The following is a 26,094-nucleotide window of genomic DNA, read 5'->3' as shown; positions in this document are numbered from 1 at the left end:
ATTCTCCCCCAATGACCCAGATCCCCGTCACCGCCGCACGCACCGTGCTGGTCACCGGCGCCGGCCGGCGGCTGGGCCGCGCCATTGCGCTGGACCTGGCCGCTGCCGGCTGGCAGGTGGCCGTGCACTACCGCGCGTCGCAGGCCGAGGCGCTGCAGACCGTGGCGGACTGCACCGCGGCAGGCCCGGGCTGCCATGCCGCCTTCGCCTGCGACCTGGCCGACGAGGCTGCCACGCGCGCGCTGCTGCCCGCCGTCGAGGCTGCGCTGGGGCCCGTCACGGCGGTGGTCAACAATGCCTCGCTGTTCGAGCACGACGGCGCGCAGGACTTCGGCTACGCCGCCATGGAGCGGCACTGGCGCAGCAACACCGGTGCGCCCATCGTGCTGGCCCAGGTGCTGCACCAGCTGCTGGCCGCGCGCGGCGCCGGCCCGCGCAGTGGCGCGGTGGTCAACCTGCTGGACCAGAAGCTCTGGAACCCGAACCCCGATTTCCTGAGCTACACGCTGTCCAAGGCCGCGCTGGAGGCTGCCAACACCTTGCTGGCCCAGGCGCTGGCGCCGCTGCTGCGCGTGGTCGGCGTGGCGCCCGGGCTCACGCTGACCAGCCACCTGCTCAGCGACGAGGCCTTCGGGGCCGCGCACCGGCTGTCGCCGCTGGGCCGCTCGTCCACGCCCGAGGACGTGGCCAGCGCCGTGCGCTTCGCGCTCGAGAACCAGTCGCTCACGGGCACCACGCTGCTGGTCGATGGCGGCCAGCACCTCATGAAGTTCGAGCGCGACTTCTCGATGATGGAGAAACAACCATGACGATCAACGCCGCCGGCACCCAGACCCTGCACCTGACGGGGCTGCGCTTCGACGCCAACCTGGGCATCCTCGACTCCGAGAAGACCGCGCCCCAGCCCATCCTGGTGGACGCCGAGCTCAACCTGGGCACCCAGCCGCTGCGCCCGCGCGACGACGACATCACCCATGTGCTGGACTACCGCAAGGTGCGCCAGATCATCATCGACGAGTGCACGGCCGAGCATGTGAACCTGCTGGAAAGCCTGATCGGCAAGCTGGCCCAGCGCCTCATGCGACTGCCCGGCGTGCTGGGCGTGCGCGTGAAGATCGCCAAGCTGGAGATCTTCGACGACTGCGAAGTGGCGATCCGGGTCGAAGCCGGGCAGTGGTGAGCGAAAAGGCCCTGCGCAGCGGGCCAGGGCCGGCTTGACGGAAAATCCCACCCTTGCCCGCAGGAAGCCCTATGAACGCCGTCTGGACCGCCGAAGAACCCATTGCACAAGCCGCGCCCACCGCGCAGCCCAAGATCGAGCGCGAAACCCACAAGCTCGAAAAGCGCCTGTGCCGCCTGATGGGCCAGGCCATCGTCGACTACAACATGGTCGAGGAGGGCGACAAGGTCATGGTCTGCATGTCCGGCGGCAAGGACAGCTACGCCATGCTGGACATCCTGCTCAAGCTGCGCGCGCGGGCCCCGATCTCGTTCGACATCGTGGCCGTGAACCTGGACCAGAAGCAGCCCGGCTTCCCCGAGCACGTGCTGCCCGAGTACCTGAAGAGCCAGGGCGTGCCCTTCCACATCGAGGAGCAGGACACCTACAGCATCGTCAAGCGCGTGATCCCCGAGGGCAAGACCACCTGCGGCCTGTGCAGCCGGCTGCGCCGCGGCATCCTGTACCGCGTGGCCGACGAACTGGGCGCGACCAAGATCGCGCTGGGCCACCACCGCGACGACATCCTGCAGACGCTGTTCCTCAACATGTTCTTCGGCGCCAAGCTCAAGGGCATGCCGGCCAAGCTGGTCAGCGACGACGGCCGCCACATCGTGATCCGCCCGCTGGCCTACGTGCCCGAGCGCGACCTGGTGCGCTGGGCCGCGCACCGCGAGTTCCCCATCATCCCGTGCACGCTGTGCGGCAGCCAGGAGAACGCGCAGCGCAAGCAGGTCGCTGCCATGCTGCAGGACTGGGAGAAAAAGTATCCGGGCCGGGTGGAAAACATGTTCACGGCGTTACAGAACGTCGTGCTTTCGCACCTGATGGACGGAACCCGCTACGACTTCAAGGGTCTGAAGACCACGGGCGTGCCCGACCCCTCCGGCGACAAGGCGTTCGACGCGGAAGACATCGCGCCGCCCGTCGCACCGCTGCTGCAGGTCGTCCGGCTCTGAGCCAGGTGGTGCGCCGAGGAGGCTGAAGATGCGTGTCCCGATGCGAATGTTCATGGCCGCGGCCCTGGCCGCCGTTGCGCTGCTGTCCGGCTGCGCCACGAGCTATGTGGTCGACAACCAGGTGCAGACCTTCTCCGAGCTGCGCACCGTGCCCACTCCGGCCACCTACCGCTTCGAGCGCCTGCCCTCGCAGCAGTCGGCCTCGGGCGCGCAGGCCCAACTGGAGGCCGCGGCCGAGCCCGCGCTGGCCAAGGCCGGCTGGGTGCGGAACGACGCCGCGGCGCGCTACAGCGTGCTGATCGGCAGCGACGTGGTGAGCACCACCCAGCTGGTGGACCCCTGGGTCTACAGCCGCTTCGGTCCCTGGGGCCCGTACTACGGCCGGCGCTGGGCCGGCGGCGCAGGCTTCTACGGCTGGGGGCCGTACTGGAGCTACCGCAACGACATGTGGGACCGCAGCTACGTGCAGCGCCAGGTCAGCGTGGTGATCCGCGATCTGTCGAACCAGCAGGTGGTCTACGAGACGCGCGCCGTGCACGAGTCGCGCTGGCCGAACGACCCGGACCTGCTCGCGCCCATGTTCGACGCCGCGTTGAGCAGCTTCCCGCAGCCGCCGGCCGGCGTGCGGCAGGTCAACATCGAGATCCCGCTCAAGAAGTGATGGCGCCGTAGGTGGCGGCCAGGCGCTGGCGCAGGTAGTCGCCGGCCGTCACGGGTGCGTGGCGCGGCGCCTCGCCGGCCGGCACGCAGCCGGGAATCGCGCTGACCAGCGCGTCCGGGTTCGGGTCCAGGAAGAAGGCCACCGAGTAACGCTCGCGCGCCGGCGGCAGCACGCGGTGCGGGGTGGACACATAGACATCGTTGGACCAGCGCATCAGGCAATCGCCGATGTTGCAGACGAAGGCGCCCGGCAACGCCGGCACGTCGGTCCAGCCACCGCCACGCCGTTGCACCTGCAGCCCGGCCACGCCATCGGTGGCCAGCAGCGTCACGTTGCCGTAGTCGGTGTGGGCGCCGGCCCCGGCCCGGCCGGCCGGCGCGCCGGCTTCGAAGTGCGCGGGGTAGTGCAGCAGGCGCAGCGTGGCCTGCGGGCGGTCCAGCTTGTCGTCGAAGAAGTCCTCGGCCAGGCCCAGGTCCAGCGCGAACGCGCGGTGCAGCCGCCGGCCCACCGCCAGCACGGCATCGAAGTAGGCCTGCGCCTGCGGCCGCCAGCCGTCGATGGGCGGCCAGATGTTGGGCGGGCGCGTGGCTTCGTCGGTCCAGATGAGGTTGTAGGCCTCCTTGAGGTCGGGTGCGGCGGCCTCGTCCAGCGCTTCCACACCCAGGCCCACATGGCCGCGGTTGTGGCCGTGGCGGGCGATCGCCAGGGCGCGCTTGTCCTGCGCCGGCAGCGCGAAGACCGCGTGCGCTGCTGCGAACACCTCCGCGGTGCAGGCGGCAGGAACGCCATGGCCGGTGATGGCGAAGAAGCCGGTCTCGCGGCAGGCATGGCCGATGGCCTGGGCGACGGCCAGGCGCGCCGCAGCGTCGCGGTGCGTCAGCGGGCCGATGTCGATGAGCGGGATGCTGTCCATGCCGGCAGCATAGCCCGCTCCGCTAACCGGCCTGGCGCGCCAGCAGCGTCGTCCGGACTTCCTTCTTGAGCACCTTGCCGACCTTGGAGCGCGGCAGTTCCGGCCAGACCTCGACCTGCTTGGGCGCCTTCACGCTGCCCAGCCGGGCCTTGACGAAGGCCTGGGCCTCCTCGGGCGCCAGCGTCTGGCCGGGCGCCAGCTGCAGCACGGCGACCACGCGCTCGCCCCACTTGTCGTCGGGCAGGCCGACGACGGCGCTGTCCTGGATCGCCGGGTGCTGCAAAAGCGCCTGCTCGACCTCGGCCGAGTAGACGTTGAAGCCGCCGCTGATGATCATGTCCTTGGCGCGGTCGACGATGTAAAGGTAGCCGTCTTCGGAGAGCCGGCCAATGTCGCCCGTGTGGTGCCAGCCGTGGCGGCCGGCCTCGGCCGTGGCCTCGGGGTTCTTGTAGTAGCCCAGCATGACCAGCGAGCCGCGCACCACGATCTCGCCGGTCTCGTCCGTGGAGAGCAGCTGGCCAGCCTCGTCCATGATGGCCACCTGCACCAGCGGTCCGGGCCGGCCGGCCGAAGCCAGGCGCTCGGTGGCGATGGAGCCGTCTGCGTGGAAGTGTTCGCGCGGCGCCATCATCGAGACCATCATCGGCGCCTCGGTCTGGCCGAACAGCTGGGCCATCACCGGGCCGATGCGCCGCAACGCCTCTTCCAGCCGGGCCGTGGCCATGGGCGCGGCGCCATACCAGAAGCACTGCAGCGAATCCAGCCGCGCCTGGGCCAGGCGCGGGTGCAGCAGCAGCATGTAGATCAGCGTGGGCGGCAGGAAGGTGTGGGTCACGCTGTGGCGCTCGATCAGCGCCAGGAAGTCGTCCAGGTCCGGCTTGCCCATGATCACGATGCGCCCGCCGAGTGCCAGCATGGGCAGGCACAGCACACCGGCCGCGTGTGTGAGCGGCGCCAGCGCCAGGTAGGTCGGCCGGCCCTCGAAGGGGTAGCCCATCAGCGTGAGCGCCGTCATGGCCTCCAGGTTGCGGCCCGACAGCATCACCCCTTTGGGCTGGCCCGTGGTGCCGCCGGTGCCGGGCAGCATCACCAGGTCGTCCACCGGCGTCACCTGCAGCGGCCCGTCCGGCACGCCGTCCAGCCAGTCGGCCAGTGCCGGCGCGAAGTCCAGCCGCTGGTCGATGCAGACCAGCGCCTTGAGCCCGGGCAGCTCCGCGCGCATGGCCTGCACCATGGCTGCGTAGGCACTGTGGAACAGCAGGACCACGCAGTCGAAGGCCTGCAGCACGAAGCGGTTCTCGGCGATCTCGTTGCGCGGGTTGACAGGGCACCAGACGGCCGCCGCGCGCGAGATGCCGAACACGCAGCCGAAGGCCGTGGCATCGTTCGACGACAGCACGGCCACCTTCTCGCCGGGCGCCACGCCGGCGCGCACCAGGCCGCGGCCCACGCGGTGGCTCAGCGCCTGCACCTGGGCGTAGGAAAGATCCCGCTCGCCCATGGTGAAGCAGGGTGCGCCGGCGCCCAGTTGCGCACCCTTGTCGAGGTAGTCGATCAGCCGCATGGCTCAGACGTGGACCGTCAGCACCGGCGCCTGCACCAAGCCGAAGTGCCGCAGCGCGCCCAGCAGCGCATGGTGGCCGAAGGCCTGGCAGCCCGAGGCGAAGCCCGCGCGCAGCGGTGGCTGCTGCAGCAGCCAGTTGGCCGCGAAGGCCTGCAGCAGCCCGGTCTGCTTGTAGTTGCAGTTGCCGTAGATCACGCAGTGCGCGCGGCCCAGAGGCCCGGATGCGTGCACCGAATCGACCGACTTGTTGATGCGCGGGTTCTCGCGCGGCGGCATGGTGTTCATGACGCTGGAGGCGGTCTGCGACAAGGCGGCGTAGCGGTCCGCTTCGTTCATGCCCTCGGTGGCCTTGAGCGCGGCCTCGACGATCTTGGGCACGCCCAGCATCAGCGGCTTGTTGAACACGCCGCCCAGCACCTTGACGTTGGCCACGCGCGGGTCGCGCTTGAACCACACCGGGTGCGAGGTGCCGCCCCAGGGCAGGGCCAGCGCCATCTCGTGCTGGCCCGGGATCGCCAACTGGTACAGGCCGGCATCGGGCTGCCACTCCACGTACTGCTTGCCCTGCAGGTGAAAGGCCTTGCTCGTGGCCGCGTTGACCAGGATGGTCTGCGTGGACGCGATGGTCGGGCTGCCGCCCCAGAACACGGCGATGTCCAGCGTGTCCAGGCCCGGCGTCTCCAGGCACAGCTGGGCCGCGATCTCGCCCGTGGTGTACATCTGTGCCAGGCCCGGCGAGAGCAGCAGGCCGGCCTTGGCGAAGCGCGCACCGTATTCCTGGTCGAGGGTGATGAGCCAGTCCTGCTCGCCCGTGGTGTCGGTGTAGTGGCAGCCGGCGGCCAGGCAGGCCTGCACGACCTCGTGGCCGAACTTGGCGAACGGGCCGACGGTGTTCAGCACCACCGAGGCACCCTTGAACAGCGCAGTCAGCGCATCGGTGCTGTGCTCCACCTGCACCACCTCGTGGTCGGCGGTCTCGATGCCGGGCACGTGGGCGCGCATGGCCTCTTCGAGCTTCTCCTGGCTCCTGCCGGCGGCGATGAAGGGGATGCCGTACTCGCGCAGGTACTCGCAGACCAGGCGGCCGGTGTAGCCGGAGGCACCGTAGACGACGACGGGTTTCTTGTTGCTCATGTTCTGGTCTCCAAAGGGGGTCACATGCCCATGCCGCCGTCGACAGGCAGGCCGGCACCGGTGATGAAACGGGCGGCGTCCGAACACAGGAACACCACGGCATCGGCCATGTCGGCCACCTCGCCCAGGCGGCCCAGCGGCGTCTGGCCGACGATGCTGCCCACCGCTTCCTCGGGCGAGGCGAACAGGCCTGCGGCCACCACGTCGGCCGCCAGCTGCAGGCCCATCTCGGTCGGCACCAGGCCGGGGTAGACGCAGTTCACGCGCACGCCGTAGCCGAGCTTGCCCGACTCCATGGCCGCCACGCGCGTGGCGCGGTCCACGGCCGACTTGGTCGCCGAGTAGCCGGCGATCGCCGGGAACGCGATGGTCGCGGCGACGGAGGAGATGTTGACGATGGCGCCACCTTGGCCTGCCGCGCCGCCGGGCCGCATGGCGCGGAATGCGTGCTTCATGCCCAGCAGCGTGCCGACCACGTTGACGTCGAACATGCGGCGCAGGCTGTCCGCCTCGACCTCGCTGACCAGCGCGGTGATCTCGATGCCGGCGTTGTTGACGAGGATGTCGAAGCCGCCCAGTTCGGCGATGGTGGCCTCGGCGGCGCGTGCCCAGTCGGCCTCCTGCGTCACGTCCATGCGCACGAAGCTGGCCTGGCCACCGGCCGCGCGCAGGCTGCCCGCCATGTCGCGGCCCTGCGCCTCGCGCAGGTCGCCCACCATCACGGCCGCGCCGGCGCGGGCCAGGGCCTGCGCCATGCCAGCGCCCAGGCCCTGGGCGCCTCCGGTCACCAGGGCGCGGCGGCCCTGCAGGATGTCGCTCGTCATTGCATGTCTCCTTCTGTTGTCTTGACAGTTGTCAGAATAAAACTGGACAAGTGTCAAGAACATGGGGTTTTCACCCGCAACGCTGTGCTATCTTTGCGCGCCATGCGCACACCCAAGGTTCCGCTGGAGAAGTTCGAGCTGCGCCGCGCCGAGCTCGGCGAGGCCACATTGCAGACGCTGGCCGCGCTCGGCTACGCGCGCACCAGCCTGCGCGAGATCGCCCAGAACTCGGCCTTCTCGCACGGCGTGCTGCACTACTACTTCCAGGACAAGACCGACCTGATCCTGTGCAGCGTGCGCCAGTACAAGGCGCGCTGCGTCACGCGCTACGACGCCATCGTCACAGAGGCGCAGGACGCCGCCGCGCTGCAGCAGGCGTTCCTCGCCACGCTGGGCGACACGCTGCGCGACGAGGCCATGCTGCACCGCCTGTGGTATGACCTGCGTGCGCAGGCCATGTTCGAGGCGGCATTCCGTGCCGATGTGGCCAAGATCGACAAGAGCCTGGAGAAGATGGTCTGGAATGTGGTGGCGCGGCTGGCTGCGCTCGCCGGCACGCAAGGGCCGCTGCCCAGCCCGGCGCTGGCCTATGCCGCGCTGGACGGAGTGTTCCAGCAGGCCCTGCTGCGCCACCTGGCCGGCGACCGCAAGGCCATCGCCACCATGCAGCAGGAAACGGCCGCGCTGCTGCGGTTGCTGCTGCCTGCGCTGGCCGCTGCCCCGGCCGGTTGAAGGCCGCGCGGGCGGGCTCCTAGAATTCCGCATGGACGCCACCCGCATCATTGCCATCCGCCATGGCGAAACCGCCTGGAACGTGGACACCCGCATCCAGGGCCATCTGGACATTCCGCTCAACGACACCGGGCGCTGGCAGGCACGCCGTGTTGGCGCGGCACTGGCCGGCGAGGAACTGTCGGCCATCTATGCCAGCGACCTGGGCCGCGCGCACCAGACCGCGCAGGCCGTGGCCGACCGGATTGGCCTGCCGGTGATGGCCGACGTGGGCCTGCGCGAGCGCGCGTTCGGCACGTTCGAAGGCCGGACCTTTGCCGAGATCGAGGCCGACTGGCCGGACCAGGCCCTGCTCTGGCGCAAGCGCGACCCGGCTTTCGAGCCTGCGGGCGGCGAGTCGCTGCTGCGCTTTCGCGAACGCATCGTCGGCACGCTGAACCGGCTGGCGGCGCGCCACTCGGGCGGGCAGATCGTGCTGGTCGGCCACGGCGGCGTGATGGACGTGCTGTACCGCGCCGCCACCGGCCAGGAACTGCAGGCGCCGCGCACCTGGGCGCTGGGCAATGCCGCCATCAACCGCCTGCTGTGGACACCCGAAGCCCTGACGCTGGTCGGCTGGGCCGACACCGCGCACCTTGACGACGGCGCTGCGCTGGACGAGATCAGCGCATGACCCCGATCGCACGGATCGGCGACGCCGTGGACGCCATCGACACGCCTGCGCTGGTGCTGGACCTGGACGCCATGGAGCGCAACATCGCGCGCATGGCCGCGTTCGCGCACGCGCATGGCGTGCTTTGGCGGCCCCACGCCAAGATGCACAAGTGCGCCGCGCTGGCGCAGCGTCTGGTGGCGGCCGGTGCCGCGGGCGCCTGCGTGCAGAAGACGGCCGAGGCCCAGGCGTTGGCCGCGGCCGGCGTGCAGGACCTGTACATCAGCAACGAGGTGCTCGCGCCGGCCAAGCTCGCGCGCGTGGCAGAGCTCGCGCGCGGGTTGCAGCAGCGCGGCGGCCGGCTGGCGATCGCGGTCGACAGCGTCGAAGGCGTGGACCGGCTCGCCGCCGCGCTGGCCGGCGCGCACGATGCCATCGACGTGTTCGTGGAGATCGATGTGGGCCAGGGCCGCTGCGGCCTGCCGCCCGGCCCCGCGGCAGTGCAACTGGCACAGCGCATCGCCGCCGCAGCGCCGCTGCGCTTCGCAGGGCTCCAGGCCTACCACGGCAAGGCCCAGCACCTGCGCGGTGCCGAGGACCGGCGTGCCGCCATCGCCGCCGTGCTGCTGCTCGTGCGCGACCAGCTCGACGCATTCGCCCAGGCCGGCCTGGCCGTGCCGCTCGTGACGGGCGCGGGCACCGGCAGCATGGTGCACGAGGCCGCCAGCGGCATCTACGGCGAGTTGCAGTCCGGCTCGTTCCTGTTCATGGACGCCGACTACGCCGGCAACGACGCCGATCCGGAGCAGCCGGCCTTCGAGCATGCGCTGTTCCTCAAGTCGCAGGTCATCAGCCGCAACGCGCGGCATGCGGTCTGCGATGCGGGCCACAAGAGCCACGCCATCGATTCGGGCCTGCCGCTGGTGCACCGGCCCGACGGCGGGCTGCCCTGGCGTTACGCCAACGGCGGCGACGAGCACGGTGTGCTGCATGCGGACGCCGGCCAGCCGCTGCCCGAACTGGGCCAGGCGGTCTGGCTGATTCCAGGCCACTGCGACCCGACCGTGAACCTGCACGACACGCTGGTGGGTGTGCGCGGCGGCCTGCTGCACGGCCGGGTGGAGGAACTGCTGCGCGTCGACGCGCGCGGGGCTCTCGCATGAGCGGCCTGTCGCGTCGCCGGTTTTGCTCAGCGCTGGCCCTGGGCGCGGGCGCGGGCGCGTGGGCGGCCGGTCCGGGCGTGGTGCATGAGGTCGGTCCGGGCCGGCCCTTCTCCACCATCGCCGAGGCCGCCCGGGTGGCGCGCGATGGCGACACCGTGGAGGTGCAGGCCGGCGACTACCGCGCCGATGTCGCCATCTGGGCCCAGCGCCAGCTTCTGCTGCGCGCCGTCGGGGGCCGGGTGCGGCTGCTGGCCGATGGCGCCAGCGCCGAAGGCAAGGGCATCTGGGTGGTGCGTGGCGGCGACATCCGCGTCGAGGGCTTCGACTTCGAGGGCGCCCGCGCGGCGGCGCGCAATGGCGCGGGCATCCGCTTCGAGAAGGGGCGTCTCGCCGTGGTGGACTGCCGCTTCAGGGACAACGAGAACGGCATCCTGACCGCCAGCGACCGGGCGGCCGAGCTGGTCATCGAACACAGCCTGTTCCAGGGCAACGGCGCCGGCGACGGGCAGAGCCACAACCTGTATGTGGGCCGCATCGCCACGCTCACGGTGACCGACAGCGCCTTCCACGACGCCCGCGGCGGCCACCTGCTCAAGAGCCGCGCCGCGCGCAGCGAGATCCACCGCAACCAACTGACCGACAGCGATGCCGGCCAGTCCAGCTACGAGCTGGAATTGCCGAACGGCGGCCTGGCCAACGTCACCCACAACCGGCTGCGCCAGGGGCCGGCCACCACCAATTCGGCCATGGTGTCCTACGGTGCCGAGGGTTACCCCTGGCCCGAGAACCGGCTGGTGCTGCAAGACAACCTGCTCATCGACGACCGGCCCGAGGGCGGCATCTACCTGCGCGTGGCGCCCGGCGGGCGGCAGGTGGAGCTGCGGGGCAACCGGCTCGAAGGTGCGAGCCGCACCCGGGCCGGTACGCTGGCGTACTGAGCGCGGGCCCAAAGGCCACGCACGGGGCAAATCGCTGGGAGGCGGCGCATGGATGATTTCAGTCCCTCGGATCTCAAGGCCATCCTGCATTCCAAGCGGGCCAACCTGTACTACCTGGAGCATTGCCGGGTGTTGGTCAACGGCGGCCGGGTCGAGTATGTGACCGACGAGGGCAAGCGCCAGCTGTACTGGAACATCCCCATCGCCAACACCACGACGGTGCTGCTCGGAACCGGCACGTCGATCACGCAAGCGGCGATGCGTGAACTGGCCAAGGCCGGCGTGCTGGTGGGTTTCTGCGGCGGTGGGGGAACTCCGCTGTTCAGCGCCAACGAGGTCGATGTCGAGGTGGCCTGGCTCACGCCGCAGAGCGAGTACCGGCCCACCGAGTACCTGCAGCACTGGGTGCGCTTCTGGTTTGACGATGCGCTGCGCCTGGCCGCCGCCAAGGCCTTCCAGCGTGCGCGACTGGAGCGCATCCGCGTGCAGTGGCTCAAGAGTCGGGTGCTGAAGGATGCCGGGTTCACGGTCGATCCGAAGGCGCTGGAGGATGCGTTGGCCGCCTCGGTGCGCAACATCGACGCCGCGCCCGACAACACCCACCTGCTGACCGAAGAGGCGCGCCTGTCCAAGCACCTGTTCAAGCTCGCTGCGCAGGCCACGATGTACGGCGAGTTCACGCGCGCCAAACGAGGTGACAGCGGTGACCCGGCGAATCGATTCCTCGACCACGGCAACTACCTGGCCTACGGCCTGGGCGCTACCGCCACCTGGGTGCTGGGCCTGCCGCATGGCCTGGCAGTGCTGCACGGCAAGACGCGCCGCGGCGGCCTGGTGTTCGACGTGGCCGACCTCGTGAAGGACGCCACCATCCTGCCGCTGGCCTTCGTGGCCGCCGTGCGCGGCGACGAGGAGCAGGACTTCCGCCGCGCCTGCATCGAGAGCCTCACGCGCAGCGAGGCGCTGGACTTCATGGTCGACACCGTGAAGGCCGTGGCCGAGCAGGGCGGCCGCCTGGCGCAGGCCAAGGCCGCAGCGGCATGAACGTCCTGCTGATCTCCCAGTGCGACAAGCGCGCGCTGACCGAGACGCGCCGCATCCTCGACCAGTTCGCCGAACGGCGTGGCGATCGCACCTGGCAGACGTCGATCACGCAGGACGGGCTGGACACGCTGCGCCGCCTGCTGCGCAAGACCGCGCGCAAGAACACGGCCGTGGCCTGCCACTGGATCCGCGGGCTGGACCACAGCGAGCTGCTGTGGGTGGTGGGCGATGCGGGCCGCTTCAATGCCGAAGGCGCGGTGCCGACCAACACCACGGTGCGCAACGTGCTGCGGGCGCGGGACGAGAACGACTGGCAGACGGGCGAAGACATCCACCTGCTCGGCACGCTGGCCGCGCTGCTGCACGACCTGGGCAAGGCCACGGCCGCGTTCCAGCAGCGCCTGCAGGGCCATGGTCCGTTGACGCGCAACCTGTACCGCCACGAATGGGTGTCGGTGCGCTTGTTCCAGGCCTTTGTCGGCGGTGACGACGATGCCGCGTGGCTCGCGCGGCTGGCTGCACCCGACGGACAGGACGATGCCAGCTGGCTCGGGCGGCTGCAGCGCGACGGCATGGGCGCTCCCTGCGACAAGCCCTTCGCCGTGCTGCCGCCGCTGGCCCAGGCCGTGGCCTGGCTGGTGCTGACGCACCACCGGTTGCCGGTCAAGCCACGCCCCGACGGTGCCTGGCTGGGCAAGAAACTCGATGCCTTGAACCCCGGGGACTTGACCGGCCTGCTGGCCCAGGTCGACGCCGGCTGGAACGAGCAATGCACCGAGACCGCCCACGAACGCATCGCCCCGTACTGGCAGTTCCCGCATGGGCTGCCCGTCACCACCACGGCCTGGCGCGAGCGCGCCGTCCGGGTGGCCAAGCGCCTCGCCGCGTTGTGCCAGCAGCCTGGCAAGGGCGACTGGCTGGCCAATCCCTACGTGATGCACGTCTCGCGCCTGGCGCTGATGCTGGCCGACCACCACTACTCCAGCCTGACCGATCCCCGCGATGCGCGCCGTGTCAGGGGCGAGAAGGACTATCCGCTGGCCGCCAACACACGTGTGGACGGCCAGGGCCGGCGCGTGGTCAACCAGACGCTGGACGAGCACCTGGTGGGTGTGGCCCGCCACTGCGCCGAGCTGTGCCACGCGCTGCCGCGGTTCGAACTGCACCTGCCGCGCCTGGCCCGCCACAAGGGCCTGAAGCGGCGCAGCGACGATGCGCGTTTTCGCTGGCAGGACAAGGCGGCCGATCTGGCGGCCGGCATGCGCACCGCGGCGGCGGCCGGTGGTGGGTTCATCGTCAACATGGCCTCCACCGGCTGCGGCAAGACACTGGCCAACGCGCGGATCATGTATGCGCTGGCCGACCCGCAGCACGGCATGCGCTGCAGCTTTGCGCTGGGCCTGCGCACGCTGACATTGCAGACCGGCCGCGTCTACCGCGACGACGTGCGGCTGGGTGACGAGGTGGTCGCCATCCGCGTCGGTGGTGCGCCCAGCCGCGAACTGTTCGAGCACCAGCTGGCGCAGGCCGAGGCCACGGGCTCGGCCTCGCGGCAGTCGCTGCTCGACGAAGCGGGCGAGCGCGACGATGGCGGCGTGTTTTTCGAAGGCAACACCGACGGCCACCCCCTGCTGGCCAAGGCCATGCACGACCCGGCCGTGCGCAAGCTGCTGGCCGCGCCTGTGCTGGTCTGCACCATTGACCACCTGACGCCCGCCACCGAAAGCCAGCGCGGCGGCCGGCAGATTGCGCCCATGCTGCGGCTGATGGGCAGCGACCTGGTGCTCGACGAACTGGACGACTTCGACACCGCCGACCTGCCGGCCGTGGCGCGCCTGGTGCACTGGGCCGGCCTGCTGGGTGCGCGGGTGCTGATCTCGTCGGCCACCCTGCCGCCGGCACTGGTGCAGGGCATGTTCGAGGCCTACCAGGATGGCCGCAGCCTGTACGCCCGCAACCGTGGTTTGCGGCCTGGCGAGGCAGCGCCCGTGGCCTGCGCCTGGATCGACGAGTTCGACCGGCAGCGGCACGACAGCAGCGACGCGGCCGGCTTTGCGCAGGCCCACCTCGGCTTCGTGCGGCAGCGCCATGCACAGCTGGCCAAGGGCTTGGTGCGCCGCCGTGCCGAACTGCTGCCGTTCACGCACGCCGGCAAGGCGGCCGATGTGCCGGCCCACGCGGCGCAATGCATCCGCGACGCCGTGGCCACGCTGCACCGCCGGCACCACGGCCGCCATCCGCTCACGGGCAGGCGCGTGAGCTTCGGCCTGGTGCGCATGGCCAACATCGCGCCGCTGGTGGAAGTGGCGCTGGCGCTGTACCGGCTGGGCGCGCCGGCCGGCATGCGGCTGCACCTGTGCGTGTACCACGCGCGCACCGCGTTGCTGCTGCGCTCGGCCATCGAGCGGGTGCTGGACCAGGTGTTGGACCGCCGGGAGGAGGGCGCCGTGTTCCGCCTGCCCGAGGTGCGTGCGCGGCTCGATGCCTGCAGCGAGGACGATCAGGTGTTCGTGGTGCTCGGCAGTCCCGTCACCGAGGTGGGCCGCGACCACGACTACGACTGGGCCGTGGTCGAGCCCTCGTCCATGCGCTCGCTGATCCAGCTGGCGGGCCGCGTGTGGCGCCACCGGCCGCTGCGCGAATGCACGGTGCCGAACCTGGTCGTGCTGGACCACAACCTGCGCTTCTGGTCGCAGCTGGACCAGCCCGCCTACATGCGGCCGGGTTTCGAGACCGTCAGCCAGTCCCTGCCGCGCAAGCCCCTGGGCGAACTGCTGCGCCCCAGCGAACGCGACGCCATCGACGCCCGGCCACGCATCCTGCCGCAGGCCGCGCTGCGGCCGGACGTGAGCCTGGTCGACCTGGAGCATGCGCGGCTGCAGGCCACCATGCAGCCTGCGCCGCAGGTCACCGGCGCGCCGCCGCCCGCGGGGCGCCGCAGCAACAGCCGTGCGGGGGTGGCCGCGCCGTCGTACGACCTGTTCGCCCACCACTGGTGGACCCTGGCGCGTCAGGACGCCCTGCTGGCGGCGGTGCTGCAACAGCAACAGCCGTTCCGCCAGGACGATGGCCCGCAGCAGGACGCCTGCCTGTTGCCCGATGAAGATGGCGAGCGCTTCGTCCTGCATCTGGTCGAGGACAAGCCGGGGGCGAGGCGCGAGGCGCTGTACGTGGAGTACGACAGCAAGCTGGAGCGCATCGCCGATGCCGCCGTGGCCGGCGAGCGGATCACGCCCTGGAATGCACCGGACTACCTGCAGGCGCTGGCCGAGCTTGCGGCGGCGCTGGACATGCCGTTGCAGGCGTGCGCGCAGCGGTATGGCCAGGTCACGCTGCCGGCGCACGACCGGGGGTGGCGCTTCCACCCGGCGCTGGGGTTCACGAAGCGGCGGTAGGGGGCGGAGGGCCTGCGCTCTGCGCGCGTGCTGCCGCCAACATCGTCGGCAGCATCTGCAGCAACGCCGGCAACTCGTTCTGTATAGTGCCCCAGACCACGGTCAAGTTGAGATCGAAGTAACCGTGCATCAGGCGGTTGCGCGTTGCCCGTATGACGCGCCATGGCAACTCGGGGTGCTGTGCGGCGAACACCGGGTCGACCGCCAGCACATTGCCTGCCGCCTCCCCGAGCACCAGCAGATTGAAGATGGCGGCCTGCTGTGTCCGCCTGTCCGCTGCAAACGCGGTCTCGTCCATGCCATCGACAAACTCCAGGGCCTGGTTGGCCGCTTGGAGCATGTGCTCCAGGTAGTCGGGTAGCCGCAAGGTGTCCTTCATACCGGCTGCGCTTCCGCCAGCACAACGTGACGCAGTCTTGGCCCGAGATCCTGCGGTGTCAGCACTTCGACTGGCACGCCGAGCAGGTCTTCCAGCTCAAGCTGCAGGCCACTCAGGTCGAACAGAGTGGTGCCGGGCAACGCATCGACCAGCAGATCGAGGTCACTGCCATCCGTATCGTCGCCATGCAGCACCGAGCCGAACACGCGCGGATTGGCCACTGGAAAGCGGCTTGCAATCCGGCGGATGTCCTGGCGCTTTTGTTCAAAGGGAATCGACGGTTTCATGTTGACTTTCCCCAAAAACTGCAAATGCATCGGTATGTAGACTGGTCGCGCAGCGAGGAGTTTGTTCGCTGGCATCGCCGCTCCGGTGGCCGTCGTGCGCCAGAGCATTCTATTGATCCACCATGGGAATTCGAATGCCGCCAACCTCCCCCGAGAGGTCGGCAGCCCTTCGCTCGGCCATCGAACGCTTCCTGCAGGAGCGTCTCGACACCAAGCTGAAGCCGCTGCCGCCCGACGACCCCAAGCGCCAGGCCTTGCTGGCGCAGTTCGAGTTCAAGACCTGGATCGACGACGCGGCCCGACGTGCCAGCCAGATCCAGGCCGTGACACATGCGCTCAAGGCCACGCACCCGGATGCGCGCGGCACCAGCCTGTACAAGCCGCCCGCCGAACTGGTGCAGCACGCGCTGGTCGGCAGCCATTGCCTGCCCGACGACTTTGCCGGCGACGTGGTGGGCAACGCCGCCGCACTCGACGTCTACAAGTTTCTGCGCATCGCGCACGAGGGCCAGACCCTGCTGGACCGGATGCGGGCCGGCGATGCCGACGTGCTGGCCGCATTGAGCGATGACGGTGCCCAGGCACAGGCGTGGATCGACGCCTTTGTCGGCATCGCCCAACCACGCGGCAAGGCAGCCTCGCACACCCAGGCCAAGCAGCTCTACTGGTTGGTGGGTGAAGACCCGCGCATGGATGCCAACTACCACCTGCTGGCGCCCCTGTATGCCAGTTCACTCGCGCATGCTGTTTTCGGAGCCATCAACGAAGACCGCTTCGGCGAACCTGCCAAGGCCGCGCGCCAGGCTAGGCGCGACGGCACGTTCAGCGACACGCCGGTGCACGAATACCCCCACCTGGCGGTGCAGAAGCTCGGCGGCACCAAGCCGCAGAACATCAGCCAGTTGAACAGCGAGCGGGGTGGCAGCAATTACCTGCTTGCCTCCATGCCCCCGCTATGGGAAGCCAGCGAGCTGCAGATGCCGCTGCGCATCGAGAACGCGATCCACGCCTTCGGGCGCCAGCGCGAAGTGCGGCGCCTGGTGCGCGAACTGGCGGCCTTCCTGAAAGCCGACCCCGGCAAGACCTTCGAAACCCGCAACGACCGCGACCACTGGACGGACCAGCTCATCGACGAACTGCTGCACTACGGCAACCTGGTGCAGCAAAGCTTCGAGCCCGGCTGGACCGCCGCCGACGACTGCCGCCTCCTGGAGCACCAACAGCTCTGGCTCGACCCCGGGCGTGGTCTGAAGGATGAGGAGTTCGCCAAGCAGTGGCGGTCCATGCAATGGGTCCAAGGCGTGTACGACGACTTTGCCAAATGGCTCAACGAGCGCCTGAGCAAGGCCACGGGCCTGCCGATGGGCGGTGCCGAAGACCGCCACTGGGCCAGGGAGTTCGGGAACGAGCAGGAATTCCGGTGGCAGATCGACCAGATGCGGCGCCGCATGGAAAAGCTCCAGGCGATGAAGGAGGATCTCGGTGGCGACTGAATCTCCCCCCATCGACGCCCTGCTCGTCCTCCCGCGCCTGCGCATCCAGAACGCCAACGCCATCTCCAGCCCGTTGACCTGGGGCTTCCCGTCCATGACCGCCTTCCTCGGCCTGATGCAGGCGCTGGAACGCAGGTTGCCACAGGACTTCGGCTGGGGCCTGGTGTCGGCGGGCGTGGTGTGCCACGACTTCCAGGCGCAGGCCACGCGCGGCGGGTTCACGCACGCCTTCCACCTCACGCGCAACCCGGTCGGCAGCGATGGCGGCACCGCCGCCATCGTCGAGGAAGGCCGCATCCACCTGGAGGTGACGCTGGTCTTCGGCGTGCAGTTCCTCGACGGCTTCGCACCGGGCGATGGCGAACGCGAGCAGTGCATGGCGAACGCCGTGGGCGAACTGGTGGCGGGCATGCGCGTGGCGGGCGGCAGCGTCATGCCGTCGCTGCGCCGTTTGCCGGCCGCGCAGTCGAAGCCGCGCCTGCAGCGCTTCGACTACGGCGCCGAAGAACGCGCCAAGCTCTTTCGCGCCGAGCGCCGACGCTGGCTCCCGGGCTTCGCCCTGGTGTCGCGCGACGACCTGCTGGCCGAGCACCTGGCGGCCTTGCGCCAGACGATGCCCGCAGCCAGCGCGCTGGATGCCTGGCTGGACTTGTCGCGCCTGAACTACCGCGCCGAGCGCCGCACGGGCATCGACCCGGCCACGGGCCAGGGCACCGAGCAGGTCGAGTGGACCGCCCGGCGCCCGCCTGGCTGGATCGTGCCCATCCCGGTGGGCTACGGTGCGCTGTCGGAGCTGCACCCCGCGGGCACCGTGGCCGGCGCACGCGACCGCGAGACGCCACTGCGCTTCGTCGAGAGCCTGTACTCGGTGGGCCAGTGGATCAGCCCGCACCGCCTGAAAGCACCCACCGATCTGCTCTGGCATGCCCACCACGACCCGGCCAGCGGGCTGTACCGCTGCGTCAACCCGCTCGGAGGCGCACGCACTGCAGCTGCCGACCTCGCCCCTCTTGTCTGAATCCGAAGGAACCACCATGGCCACCAACAACCTCAAGACCGCCTCCGTCCTCGCCTTCGAACGCAAGCTCGACCCCTCCGATGCGCTGATGGCCGCAGGCCTCTGGGCCGCGCGCGATGCCGCCGAGGGCTGGGCGCCCATCGCCATCCGCGCCAAGTCGGTGCGCGGCACCATCTCCAACCGCTTGAAGACCAAGGACCAGGACCCCGCCAAGCTCGATGCCGCCATCGAGAACCCCAACCTGCAGACCGTGGACGTGGCCACGCTGCCGGCCGACGCCGACACCCTGCGCGTGCGCTTCACGCTGCGCGTGCTGGGCGGTGCCGGCACGCCCTCGGCCTGCAACGAGGCCGACTACCGCAGCAAGCTGCTGGAGACGGTGAAGGGCTACGCCACCACGCATGGATTCTCCGAACTGGCGGGCCGCTATGCCGCCAACCTGGCCAATGCGCGCTTCCTGTGGCGCAACCGGGTGGGCGCCGAGCAGGTGCAGGTGCAGATCGCGCACCTGGTCGATGGCGCCGCGGCGAAGCGCTGGACCTTCGACGCGCTGCAACTGTCGCTGCGCGCGTTCGACGTACCTTCAGGCGCGCTGGCCGAGGTGGCGGCGCTGATCGCGGCGGGCCTGGCGGGCGAACGCCATGTGCTGCTGGAAGTCACGGCCTTCGCGCGCCTGGGCGCGGGGCAGGAGGTGTTCCCGTCGCAGGAGCTGATCCTGGACCGCGGCCGTGGCGACAAGAGCAAGACGCTGTACGACGTGAACAAGGTCGCGGCGATTCATTCACAGAAGATCGGCAACGCCGTGCGCACCGTCGACACCTGGTACGAGGGTGCGGGCGAGCAGGGCCCCATCGCGGTCGAGCCCTACGGCTCCGTCACCACGCAGGGCAAGGCGTACCGGCAGCCGAAGAACAAGGACGACTTCTACAACCTGCTGGACAACTGGCTGCTGAAGGACAAGGTGCCCGCGCTGGAGCAGCAGCATTTCGTGCTGGCCACGCTGATCCGCGGCGGGGTGTTCGGCGACTCCGGCAAGGACTGAGGGCAGGCCATGGACCACTATGTCGATCTTCGGGTGCGACCCGACCCGGAACTGATCGCGTCCCATGTGATGGACGTGCTGTTCGGTAGGTTGCACCTCACGTTGGCGGCGCGGCGCACGGGCGACATCGGCGCCAGTTTTCCAGGCGTGGCGTCCGGGCGCACGGGCCTCGGTGATGTGCTGCGCCTGCATGGCAGCGCCGGTGCGCTGGAGGCGCTGATGGAAACCCGCTGGCTGGCGGGATTGCTCGACCATGTGCAGGCCGGGGACGTGGCTGCCGTTCCGCCTGGCGCGAGCTACCGCGTGGTGCGGCGCGTGCAAGCCAAGAGCAGCGCCGAGCGGATCCGGCGGCGGCAGATGCGCAGGCACGGCTATGACGCGGCGCAGGCGCGCGAGCGCGTGCCCGACAGCGTCGAGCGGACGCTGGCGCTGCCCTACGTGAGGCTGCGCAGTGCCAGCACGGGGCAGATATTCCGGCTGTTCGTCGACCATGGGCCACTGCAGGCTGCACCCCAGCCAGGGAGCTTCAGTGCCTATGGGCTGAGCCCGCACGCGACAGTGCCCTGGTTCTGACCCTTTTTTGCAGCGGCGCGGGCCACCGCCTTGGGCGGACGCGCGCTTCAGAAAAGGGTGCATGGCTGGATCCGGGGAGAATCTCCTGGGGATTCAGTCGGTTGCGTGGGTTTCTTTCTACGTCACTGCCGCGTAGGCAGCTCAGAAAACGCGCAACTTCTCCGTGGACAACCTGGAGAACGTCACTGCCGCGTAGGCAGCTCAGAAAGTTTAGCCGGTCGCTCCAGTAGGAGCTTGAGCCGTCACTGCCGCGTAGGCAGCTCAGAAATGGGCGGCCGGCTCCGCGCCGCAGTTGCAGCGCGTCACTGCCGCGTAGGCAGCTCAGAAAATGACCAAGCAAACAGAACAAGGCGCGGCCGACGTCACTGCCGCGTAGGCAGCTCAGAAAATGATCCGCGCCCGCAACGCGAATCTAGCCCTCGTCACTGCCGCGTAGGCAGCTCAGAAAAGCGGTTCATGCCATCCGCGTTCAGGACGTAGCGTCACTGCCGCGTAGGCAGCTCAGAAACCGACACCACGGGCGACCCGGGGTGGCGCAGGCGTCACTGCCGCGTAGGCAGCTCAGAAATGTGGCGGTCGTGGTCGTGTTGATCTTCTGGGCGTCACTGCCGCGTAGGCAGCTCAGAAATCGAACAAGAGGGCCGGCGCAGCAGCGCCATGCGTCACTGCCGCGTAGGCAGCTCAGAAACGCTAGGCGTTCGAGCGACCTTGCCTTCTTCTCGTCACTGCCGCGTAGGCAGCTCAGAAAATGCCAAACGCTGGACGGCTGGACGGATCGCGCGTCACTGCCGCGTAGGCAGCTCAGAAAAAGCGGCCGGCGTCGTCGTGCACGGCCTGCCACGTCACTGCCGCGTAGGCAGCTCAGAAATCCAGGCGGAACACCCAGTTGCCCGTCGCGTCCGTCACTGCCGCGTAGGCAGCTCAGAAATTAACCCCCTTGTCATCACCACAAAGACACCTCGTCACTGCCGCGTAGGCAGCTCAGAAACGGTGTGCGGGTTGAATGCCGGCACCACATGCCGTCACTGCCGCGTAGGCAGCTCAGAAAGCCTACGTCCTGAACGCGGATGGCATGAACCGCGTCACTGCCGCGTAGGCAGCTCAGAAAAGAACCAGGAGCACATCCTGGCGATGGCTGCCCGTCACTGCCGCGTAGGCAGCTCAGAAAAGCGGGAATGTGCCGGGTTCAACTGGCCGCCACGTCACTGCCGCGTAGGCAGCTCAGAAAGCCCGCGTGAGCGCACCGAAGCCTGCGTCGCCCGTCACTGCCGCGTAGGCAGCTCAGAAAAGACAGGCCGATGACCCGGGCAGTGCCGCTGGCGTCACTGCCGCGTAGGCAGCTCAGAAATACGCCGTTCCCCTCGCCATCGACAGCACGGACGTCACTGCCGCGTAGGCAGCTCAGAAAATGGGCAAAACCACTCTCGGGCAATAGATGAGCGTCACTGCCGCGTAGGCAGCTCAGAAATGTCGCTTTCCAGCGTGCCCAGTTGTGCAGGCCGTCACTGCCGCGTAGGCAGCTCAGAAAACCGTCCAGGTGGTGCCGTTGCCCACCGCGAGCGTCACTGCCGCGTAGGCAGCTCAGAAATGGAAGGAGAAAGTGGCGGTGGCTCCCGGTGCCGTCACTGCCGCGTAGGCAGCTCAGAAAAGGTTGCAGGTGATGCCGTCCCAGCCGCCGGCCGTCACTGCCGCGTAGGCAGCTCAGAAAGACTGGTGGGTGGGCTGGTGCGACCACGGCGACGTCACTGCCGCGTAGGCAGCTCAGAAAATCCTGTTCGAGCACGAGGACAGCCGCCATGCCGTCACTGCCGCGTAGGCAGCTCAGAAAGTTCGACCGCGCGCTGTGGACCGAGGTGGTGGCGTCACTGCCGCGTAGGCAGCTCAGAAAATCCAGCGGAGCGGCTTGGCGCTGACAGACCACGTCACTGCCGCGTAGGCAGCTCAGAAAAGGGTGTAGGGCTGGGCGATGGCAGGGGCAGCCGTCACTGCCGCGTAGGCAGCTCAGAAAACTGCTCGCACCGCCTACATCCTGATCGTGTCCGTCACTGCCGCGTAGGCAGCTCAGAAATTGTCCAGTAGGACGCAGCGGCTTCCATCAGTCGTCACTGCCGCGTAGGCAGCTCAGAAACTTGCCGCTTTGCTTGCCGGCGCAGCCCATGCCGTCACTGCCGCGTAGGCAGCTCAGAAATACGCACGACTGCTACTCAGCGCCATTGGGGCCGTCACTGCCGCGTAGGCAGCTCAGAAAAGGGAGCATTTGCTGAAAAGCTGGGGATCAAGCCGTCACTGCCGCGTAGGCAGCTCAGAAAATCAAGGCCCGCCCGCAGGTGCTCGACTTCGTCGTCACTGCCGCGTAGGCAGCTCAGAAAGCGTCGGTGGTGCGCAGAACGGCGCCTGGGTCCGTCACTGCCGCGTAGGCAGCTCAGAAATGCGCCAGACCGAATACGCGCTGGGCCGCTGGCGTCACTGCCGCGTAGGCAGCTCAGAAACAGCGGGCAAGGGTGCGATGAGCATCGACGCCCGTCACTGCCGCGTAGGCAGCTCAGAAAATCGCCTATTCCCCTCCCAATGCAGCCAGGCCCGTCACTGCCGCGTAGGCAGCTCAGAAACTGAACTGTTGCCCGTGATCTTCACCATGACCCGTCACTGCCGCGTAGGCAGCTCAGAAATCGGCCTGGGCCGGGCTCGCGCCAATACCCTGGCGTCACTGCCGCGTAGGCAGCTCAGAAAATCAACGCCGGCTTGGCAGGCGCGTTCGTCGCCGTCACTGCCGCGTAGGCAGCTCAGAAATGATGAGCGCCCTCTGTGTAGGAGGGCGAACGCGTCACTGCCGCGTAGGCAGCTCAGAAAACGCACCCGGACAAGAACCTAGCCGAAGCCATCGTCACTGCCGCGTAGGCAGCTCAGAAATGGCGATCCGTGCCAGCTCTGCGGCAGCCTACCGTCACTGCCGCGTAGGCAGCTCAGAAAAGCGACCGCCAGGCGCGGCCCCTGGCCGGCCCCGTCACTGCCGCGTAGGCAGCTCAGAAAATCGTGGGCGTCGTCACGGCCTCGATAAAGCGCGTCACTGCCGCGTAGGCAGCTCAGAAAGGCCGGGGTCGCACCTGGCCGCTTGACCTTGATCGTCACTGCCGCGTAGGCCGCTCAGAAAAGTGCGCGATGCTGTTGAGCTTGCTGATCAGCCGTCACTGCCGCGTAGGCAGCTCAGAAATCCACCCTCGGCCTCGGAAGGGCGCAGACCTTCGTCACTGCCGCGTAGGCAGCTCAGAAACCGCAGCCCACGGCGCCAGCCCGAGCAGCCGACGTCACTGCCGCGCAGGCAGCCCAGAAGTGCCGCATCCCTGCTTTCCGGCCCGCAGTGACCGTCATCGTCACACAGCCACAAGCGCTCGCACACCCGGTCGCCGAGCGGCAATCCCTGCTACCGCCGCGCACCCACCAGGGCCCGCAGCAACTGCCGGTTGGCCTCTTCCACGCCAATGCCATGCGCGCGGCAGACCGCGCGCAGCGCCGGCGTGTCGTCGCCCTCCATGGCGCGCGCGGCCTGCAGCGCCGGGGCATAGGGGCCTGTGCGCTTGACGGCCGCGGCATAGATGCGCTCGGACAGCGGAAGCCGGTTCAGCACCTGGCCCAGCGGTTCGTGCAGCAGCAGGTCGAGTTCGGCGAACAGGCCGCACAGGTAGACCTCGCGGCGCAGGCTGTCTTCGGCACCGGCGTTCAGCAGGTGTTCGGTCAGCCGCGCGCGCAGCACCATCTGCGCCTTCACCGGGCGCAGGTCGATGTCGGTGGCGGCGTGCGCGCCCTGCTCGGCCAGCCAGCGGCCCAGTGCGCCGTAGCCCAGCATCATGAGCCCGTGGCGCACGGAGTCGATGCCGCCGCGCCCGGCCATGGCGGCCGAGTTGGTGAAGGAGAGGAAACGGTAGGCCAGCACCGGTTCCTCGCGCACCACGGCCTCGATCTGCTCCATCGACTGGTCCTGGTCCACCGCCTTGCCGGCGCGGCGGATCACCTCGCCGTCCGGCGCCACGGGATGGTGGCGGTGCGCATGCAGCACGTCCTCCGACGGCCAGCCCGCAATGGCCAGCGCACCGGCCCGGTCCAGGCACAGGCTGGCCAGTGCGCGGCTCTGCACGTCCTCGTAGATCTGGCCGGGTGCGAGCACGCTGTTGCCGGGCTTGCCGGCCGCATCGGCCTGCAGCGCCGTGGCCGCCGTCAGTGGCGCCAGGCGCAGCATGCGCAGGAAGAAGCAGGGCTGCAGCGGGCACGTCGGCCAGTCCTCCTGCGCGCCGCGCCAGACCAGCTTGACGCCACGCGCATGGGCGGCCTGGGTGCGCTCGTAGATGTCGGGCTCGGCCAGCCACTCGTTGCGCACCTCGATCCAGTAGTCGCCGGCCGGCGCATGCGCCAGCATGTCGGACAGCAGACGCTTGTTGTGCATGGACAGCAGCAGTTGCGGCGTGGCCATGGACGAGAGTTCCTGCAGCGCGGCGACCAGGTGCACGGCGTCGATCGCGCCGCCCTGGGCGGCTTCGACGAACAACTGCACGGCCTCGAGCTCGCGGGCCTGGTTCCAGAGCGGGCGGTAGCCCAGGGTGATGCTGCCGACGACGGATTGCGTCATGTCTCCTCGCGACCAGAAAACTCAAGGGCCCATTGTGCCGGCGCGCCATCCGCAGGAGACAGGCCCCGCCTGCAAGCCACTGGCCGAGCGGCCGCGGAGCAGGCCATGCCAGCGCTGCCGCGGAGCCGGCTCTGCCAGGCCGCCGGGTGCGCCCCCTGGAGGGGGGATGGGATGTCTACACGAAGTGAGACATCCAAACGGGGGTGGGTCATCTCACCGGATGAAGTCGAACAGCGAGAGCTTCTGGATCGAGGCGTAGGTCTGCAACGCAACCTGGTAGCTCGTCTGCTGGTTCTGGAAGTCCGACAGGCCCTGGATCATATCCATGTCCTCGGCACGCGAGCGGTCGCCTTCGGCCTGCACGTTGCGGTCTTCCTGGGTGTCGTGGATGCGGTCGGCGCGGTTGAGCAGGTCGCCCGCGCGGCCGCGCATGGCACCGATGCGCTCCAGGCTGGTGTCCACCTGGGCCAGCGAGATGGCCAGCTCGTGGTTGAAGTTGGCATTGGCGCTGGCCGCGCCCTTGGTCGAGCTGCCCGGCTCGTACATGCCGGCGATGGCGCGGTCCAGCACGCCGAAGATGCTGGGCCGGTCGGCCGGCACCGTGGCGTCGACCTCCAGCTGGTCGCCTTCGGCCGGCACGCCCTTGACCACCATGGAGATGCCGCCCAGCGTGATGGTCTGGTTCTCCTTGTACGGCAGGCCCGTCGTGGTGACGCCGGTGGTGTTGTTGGTGGCGTCGTAGCTCATCGCGCCGGTCGTGGCGTCGACATGGAAGGTCAGCGTGAAGTCCGTGCCCTCGCTGCCCATCAGCGCCGCGTCCTTGATGATGCCCACGTCGGTGTACATCTGCCCGGTGTTGCCCGTGCCCAGGCTGACCTTGAACACGCCGTTGCTTTCGGGCACGTCCATCCAGGTGGCGCGGCCGTCCAGCGTGCCCGGGATGGCCACCTCGTTGGAGCCGGCCTGGCCGGGCAGGCCGTTGAAGCTGTAGTCCGGGTCGGGCACGGTGCCGTCGGCGCTGACCTCGAACGGCGCGGAGGTGCTTCCGAGGCCATGGAACAGCGGCAGGCCGTTGGCGTCCTTGCGGTTGGCCAGCGTGATGAGCTCGTCGCGCAGGCCCACCAGCTGCTTGGCGATGGTCTCGCGCTCCGTCGGGCTGTTGACGCCGCCGCCGGACTGCACCAGCAGGTCACGGAACTGCTGCAGCAGCGCGGTGGCATCGCCCAGCGTGGATTCGCCGAGCTGGATGGCGCTCTTCTGCGTCTCCAGCGCGCGTTGCTCCACGGTGATGCGGGCGATGCGCGTCTGCGCGCGCTCGGCCTGCGCGGCCGAGGTCGGGTCGTCGCTGGGGCGCACCACGCGCTTGCCTTCGGTCAGCTTGGCCTGCAGGTCGGCCAGGGTGGACTGGCGCGTCTGCAGCGTCTGGCGCGCAGCGTCGAAGGTGTTGGCGGTGCCCAGGCGGGTGAAGGTATTGGCCATGGTT

Annotated in this window: 22 protein-coding genes and 1 CRISPR repeat array; of the genes, 14 read left to right on the top strand and 8 right to left on the bottom strand. The window is 69.2% G+C overall.

The window, feature by feature from the left end; genetic code table 11:
• The first annotated feature begins 11 nt into the window (after nt 1-11).
• The 4 genes from ACSQ4M_RS00430 to ACSQ4M_RS00415 all read left to right on the top strand — a co-directional run bounded on the left by ACSQ4M_RS00430 (nt 12) and on the right by ACSQ4M_RS00415 (nt 2,839).
• The gene (locus ACSQ4M_RS00430; RefSeq protein WP_436187710.1) at nt 12-809 is read left to right on the top strand and encodes an SDR family oxidoreductase; all 798 of its coding nucleotides are present in this window, start codon (nt 12-14) and stop codon (nt 807-809) included.
• Entirely contained in the window at nt 806-1,180 is a 375-nt protein-coding gene (locus ACSQ4M_RS00425; RefSeq protein WP_436187709.1) for a dihydroneopterin aldolase, read from the top strand. The genes ACSQ4M_RS00430 and ACSQ4M_RS00425 overlap by 4 nt, the downstream gene beginning before the upstream one ends.
• Before the next feature lie 71 nt (nt 1,181-1,251).
• Entirely contained in the window at nt 1,252-2,178 is a 927-nt protein-coding gene (gene ttcA, locus ACSQ4M_RS00420) for a tRNA 2-thiocytidine(32) synthetase TtcA (RefSeq protein WP_436187708.1), read from the top strand.
• Nucleotides 2,179-2,206: 28 nt separating this feature from the next.
• Nucleotides 2,207-2,839 carry a DUF4136 domain-containing protein gene (locus ACSQ4M_RS00415; RefSeq protein WP_436187707.1) on the top strand — a complete coding sequence of 211 codons (633 nt, stop codon included), beginning with the start codon at nt 2,207-2,209 and terminating at the stop codon, nt 2,837-2,839.
• Here the strand turns inward: ACSQ4M_RS00415 and ACSQ4M_RS00410 are convergent.
• The 4 genes from ACSQ4M_RS00410 to ACSQ4M_RS00395 are packed head-to-tail and all read right to left on the bottom strand — an operon-like array spanning nt 2,829 to nt 7,274.
• Complete coding sequence (locus ACSQ4M_RS00410; protein ID WP_436187706.1) at nt 2,829-3,752, bottom strand: isopenicillin N synthase family dioxygenase; 924 nt, start codon at nt 3,750-3,752, stop codon at nt 2,829-2,831. The two genes, ACSQ4M_RS00415 and ACSQ4M_RS00410, sit on opposite strands and share 11 nt — an antisense overlap.
• 22 nt (nt 3,753-3,774) lie before the next feature.
• Entirely contained in the window at nt 3,775-5,316 is a 1,542-nt protein-coding gene (locus ACSQ4M_RS00405) for an AMP-binding protein (protein ID WP_436187705.1), read from the bottom strand.
• A gap of 3 nt (nt 5,317-5,319) precedes the next feature.
• The gene (locus tag ACSQ4M_RS00400; protein WP_436187704.1) at nt 5,320-6,450 is read right to left on the bottom strand and encodes a DUF5938 domain-containing protein; all 1,131 of its coding nucleotides are present in this window, start codon (nt 6,448-6,450) and stop codon (nt 5,320-5,322) included.
• A 20-nt stretch (nt 6,451-6,470) separates the two neighbouring features.
• Nucleotides 6,471-7,274, bottom strand: a complete 804-nt coding sequence (locus ACSQ4M_RS00395; protein ID WP_436187703.1) for an SDR family NAD(P)-dependent oxidoreductase — start codon at nt 7,272-7,274, stop codon at nt 6,471-6,473.
• Between the two features lie 102 nt (nt 7,275-7,376).
• Between ACSQ4M_RS00395 and ACSQ4M_RS00390 the strand changes: the two genes are divergently transcribed.
• The 6 genes from ACSQ4M_RS00390 to cas3f are packed head-to-tail and all read left to right on the top strand — an operon-like array spanning nt 7,377 to nt 15,198.
• Nucleotides 7,377-8,006 (top strand): TetR family transcriptional regulator, encoded by a 630-nt coding sequence (locus ACSQ4M_RS00390; RefSeq protein WP_436187702.1) that lies wholly within the window; start codon nt 7,377-7,379, stop codon nt 8,004-8,006.
• 31 nt (nt 8,007-8,037) lie between these two features.
• The gene (locus ACSQ4M_RS00385; protein WP_436187701.1) at nt 8,038-8,679 is read left to right on the top strand and encodes a histidine phosphatase family protein; all 642 of its coding nucleotides are present in this window, start codon (nt 8,038-8,040) and stop codon (nt 8,677-8,679) included.
• Nucleotides 8,676-9,821 (top strand): DSD1 family PLP-dependent enzyme, encoded by a 1,146-nt coding sequence (locus ACSQ4M_RS00380; RefSeq protein WP_436187700.1) that lies wholly within the window; start codon nt 8,676-8,678, stop codon nt 9,819-9,821. The genes ACSQ4M_RS00385 and ACSQ4M_RS00380 overlap by 4 nt, the downstream gene beginning before the upstream one ends.
• A complete protein-coding gene (locus ACSQ4M_RS00375) occupies nt 9,818-10,759 on the top strand; it encodes a hypothetical protein (protein ID WP_436187699.1) in 942 nt (313 codons plus the stop codon). Before ACSQ4M_RS00380 ends, ACSQ4M_RS00375 begins: the two co-directional genes overlap by 4 nt.
• 48 nt (nt 10,760-10,807) lie before the next feature.
• Complete coding sequence (gene cas1f / locus ACSQ4M_RS00370; RefSeq protein ID WP_436187698.1) at nt 10,808-11,803, top strand: type I-F CRISPR-associated endonuclease Cas1f; 996 nt, start codon at nt 10,808-10,810, stop codon at nt 11,801-11,803.
• Nucleotides 11,800-15,198 carry a type I-F CRISPR-associated helicase Cas3f gene (cas3f, locus tag ACSQ4M_RS00365; RefSeq protein WP_436187697.1) on the top strand — a complete coding sequence of 1,133 codons (3,399 nt, stop codon included), beginning with the start codon at nt 11,800-11,802 and terminating at the stop codon, nt 15,196-15,198. The genes cas1f and cas3f overlap by 4 nt, the downstream gene beginning before the upstream one ends.
• On the opposite strand, the gene ACSQ4M_RS00360 is transcribed toward cas3f, so the two are convergent.
• A complete protein-coding gene (locus tag ACSQ4M_RS00360; RefSeq protein WP_436187696.1) occupies nt 15,182-15,577 on the bottom strand; it encodes a HepT-like ribonuclease domain-containing protein in 396 nt (131 codons plus the stop codon). The two genes, cas3f and ACSQ4M_RS00360, sit on opposite strands and share 17 nt — an antisense overlap.
• Nucleotides 15,574-15,864 (bottom strand): nucleotidyltransferase family protein, encoded by a 291-nt coding sequence (locus ACSQ4M_RS00355; RefSeq protein WP_436193946.1) that lies wholly within the window; start codon nt 15,862-15,864, stop codon nt 15,574-15,576. The genes ACSQ4M_RS00360 and ACSQ4M_RS00355 overlap by 4 nt, the downstream gene beginning before the upstream one ends.
• A gap of 134 nt (nt 15,865-15,998) precedes the next feature.
• Here ACSQ4M_RS00355 and csy1 point away from each other — a divergent pair, with 134 nt between their 5' ends.
• Genes csy1 through cas6f form a run of 4 tightly spaced genes read left to right on the top strand, consistent with a single transcriptional unit; the run spans nt 15,999 to nt 19,990 of the window.
• Nucleotides 15,999-17,357: a type I-F CRISPR-associated protein Csy1 gene (csy1, locus tag ACSQ4M_RS00350; RefSeq protein WP_436187695.1), complete on the top strand. Its 1,359-nt coding sequence runs from the start codon at nt 15,999-16,001 to the stop codon at nt 17,355-17,357.
• Nucleotides 17,347-18,375 (top strand): type I-F CRISPR-associated protein Csy2, encoded by a 1,029-nt coding sequence (gene csy2, locus ACSQ4M_RS00345; RefSeq protein ID WP_436187694.1) that lies wholly within the window; start codon nt 17,347-17,349, stop codon nt 18,373-18,375. Before csy1 ends, csy2 begins: the two co-directional genes overlap by 11 nt.
• Before the next feature lie 16 nt (nt 18,376-18,391).
• On the top strand, nt 18,392-19,417 hold the full coding sequence (gene csy3, locus ACSQ4M_RS00340) for a type I-F CRISPR-associated protein Csy3 (RefSeq protein ID WP_436187693.1): 1,026 nt from the start codon (nt 18,392-18,394) through the stop codon (nt 19,415-19,417).
• Nucleotides 19,418-19,426: 9 nt separating this feature from the next.
• Nucleotides 19,427-19,990: a type I-F CRISPR-associated endoribonuclease Cas6/Csy4 gene (gene cas6f / locus ACSQ4M_RS00335; protein WP_436187692.1), complete on the top strand. Its 564-nt coding sequence runs from the start codon at nt 19,427-19,429 to the stop codon at nt 19,988-19,990.
• Between the two features lie 120 nt (nt 19,991-20,110).
• Nucleotides 20,111-23,321: a CRISPR direct-repeat array (repeat unit 28 nt; unit sequence CGTCACTGCCGCGTAGGCAGCTCAGAAA).
• Between the two features lie 90 nt (nt 23,322-23,411).
• On the opposite strand, the gene ACSQ4M_RS00330 is transcribed toward cas6f, so the two are convergent.
• Both ACSQ4M_RS00330 and flgL read right to left on the bottom strand, forming a co-directional pair.
• Entirely contained in the window at nt 23,412-24,611 is a 1,200-nt protein-coding gene (locus ACSQ4M_RS00330) for an HDOD domain-containing protein (RefSeq protein WP_436187691.1), read from the bottom strand.
• A 213-nt stretch (nt 24,612-24,824) separates the two neighbouring features.
• Nucleotides 24,825-26,090: a flagellar hook-associated protein FlgL gene (flgL, locus tag ACSQ4M_RS00325; RefSeq protein ID WP_436187690.1), complete on the bottom strand. Its 1,266-nt coding sequence runs from the start codon at nt 26,088-26,090 to the stop codon at nt 24,825-24,827.
• Between the last annotated feature and the right edge of the window lie 4 nt (nt 26,091-26,094).

The sequence above is a fragment of the Pseudorhodoferax sp. LjRoot39 genome (assembly GCF_964253035.1).
Lineage (GTDB): Bacteria > Pseudomonadota > Gammaproteobacteria > Burkholderiales > Burkholderiaceae_C > Pseudorhodoferax.
The sequence above is the reverse complement of the archived record's forward strand: the minus strand, read 5'-3'. Positions and strand labels throughout refer to the sequence as shown.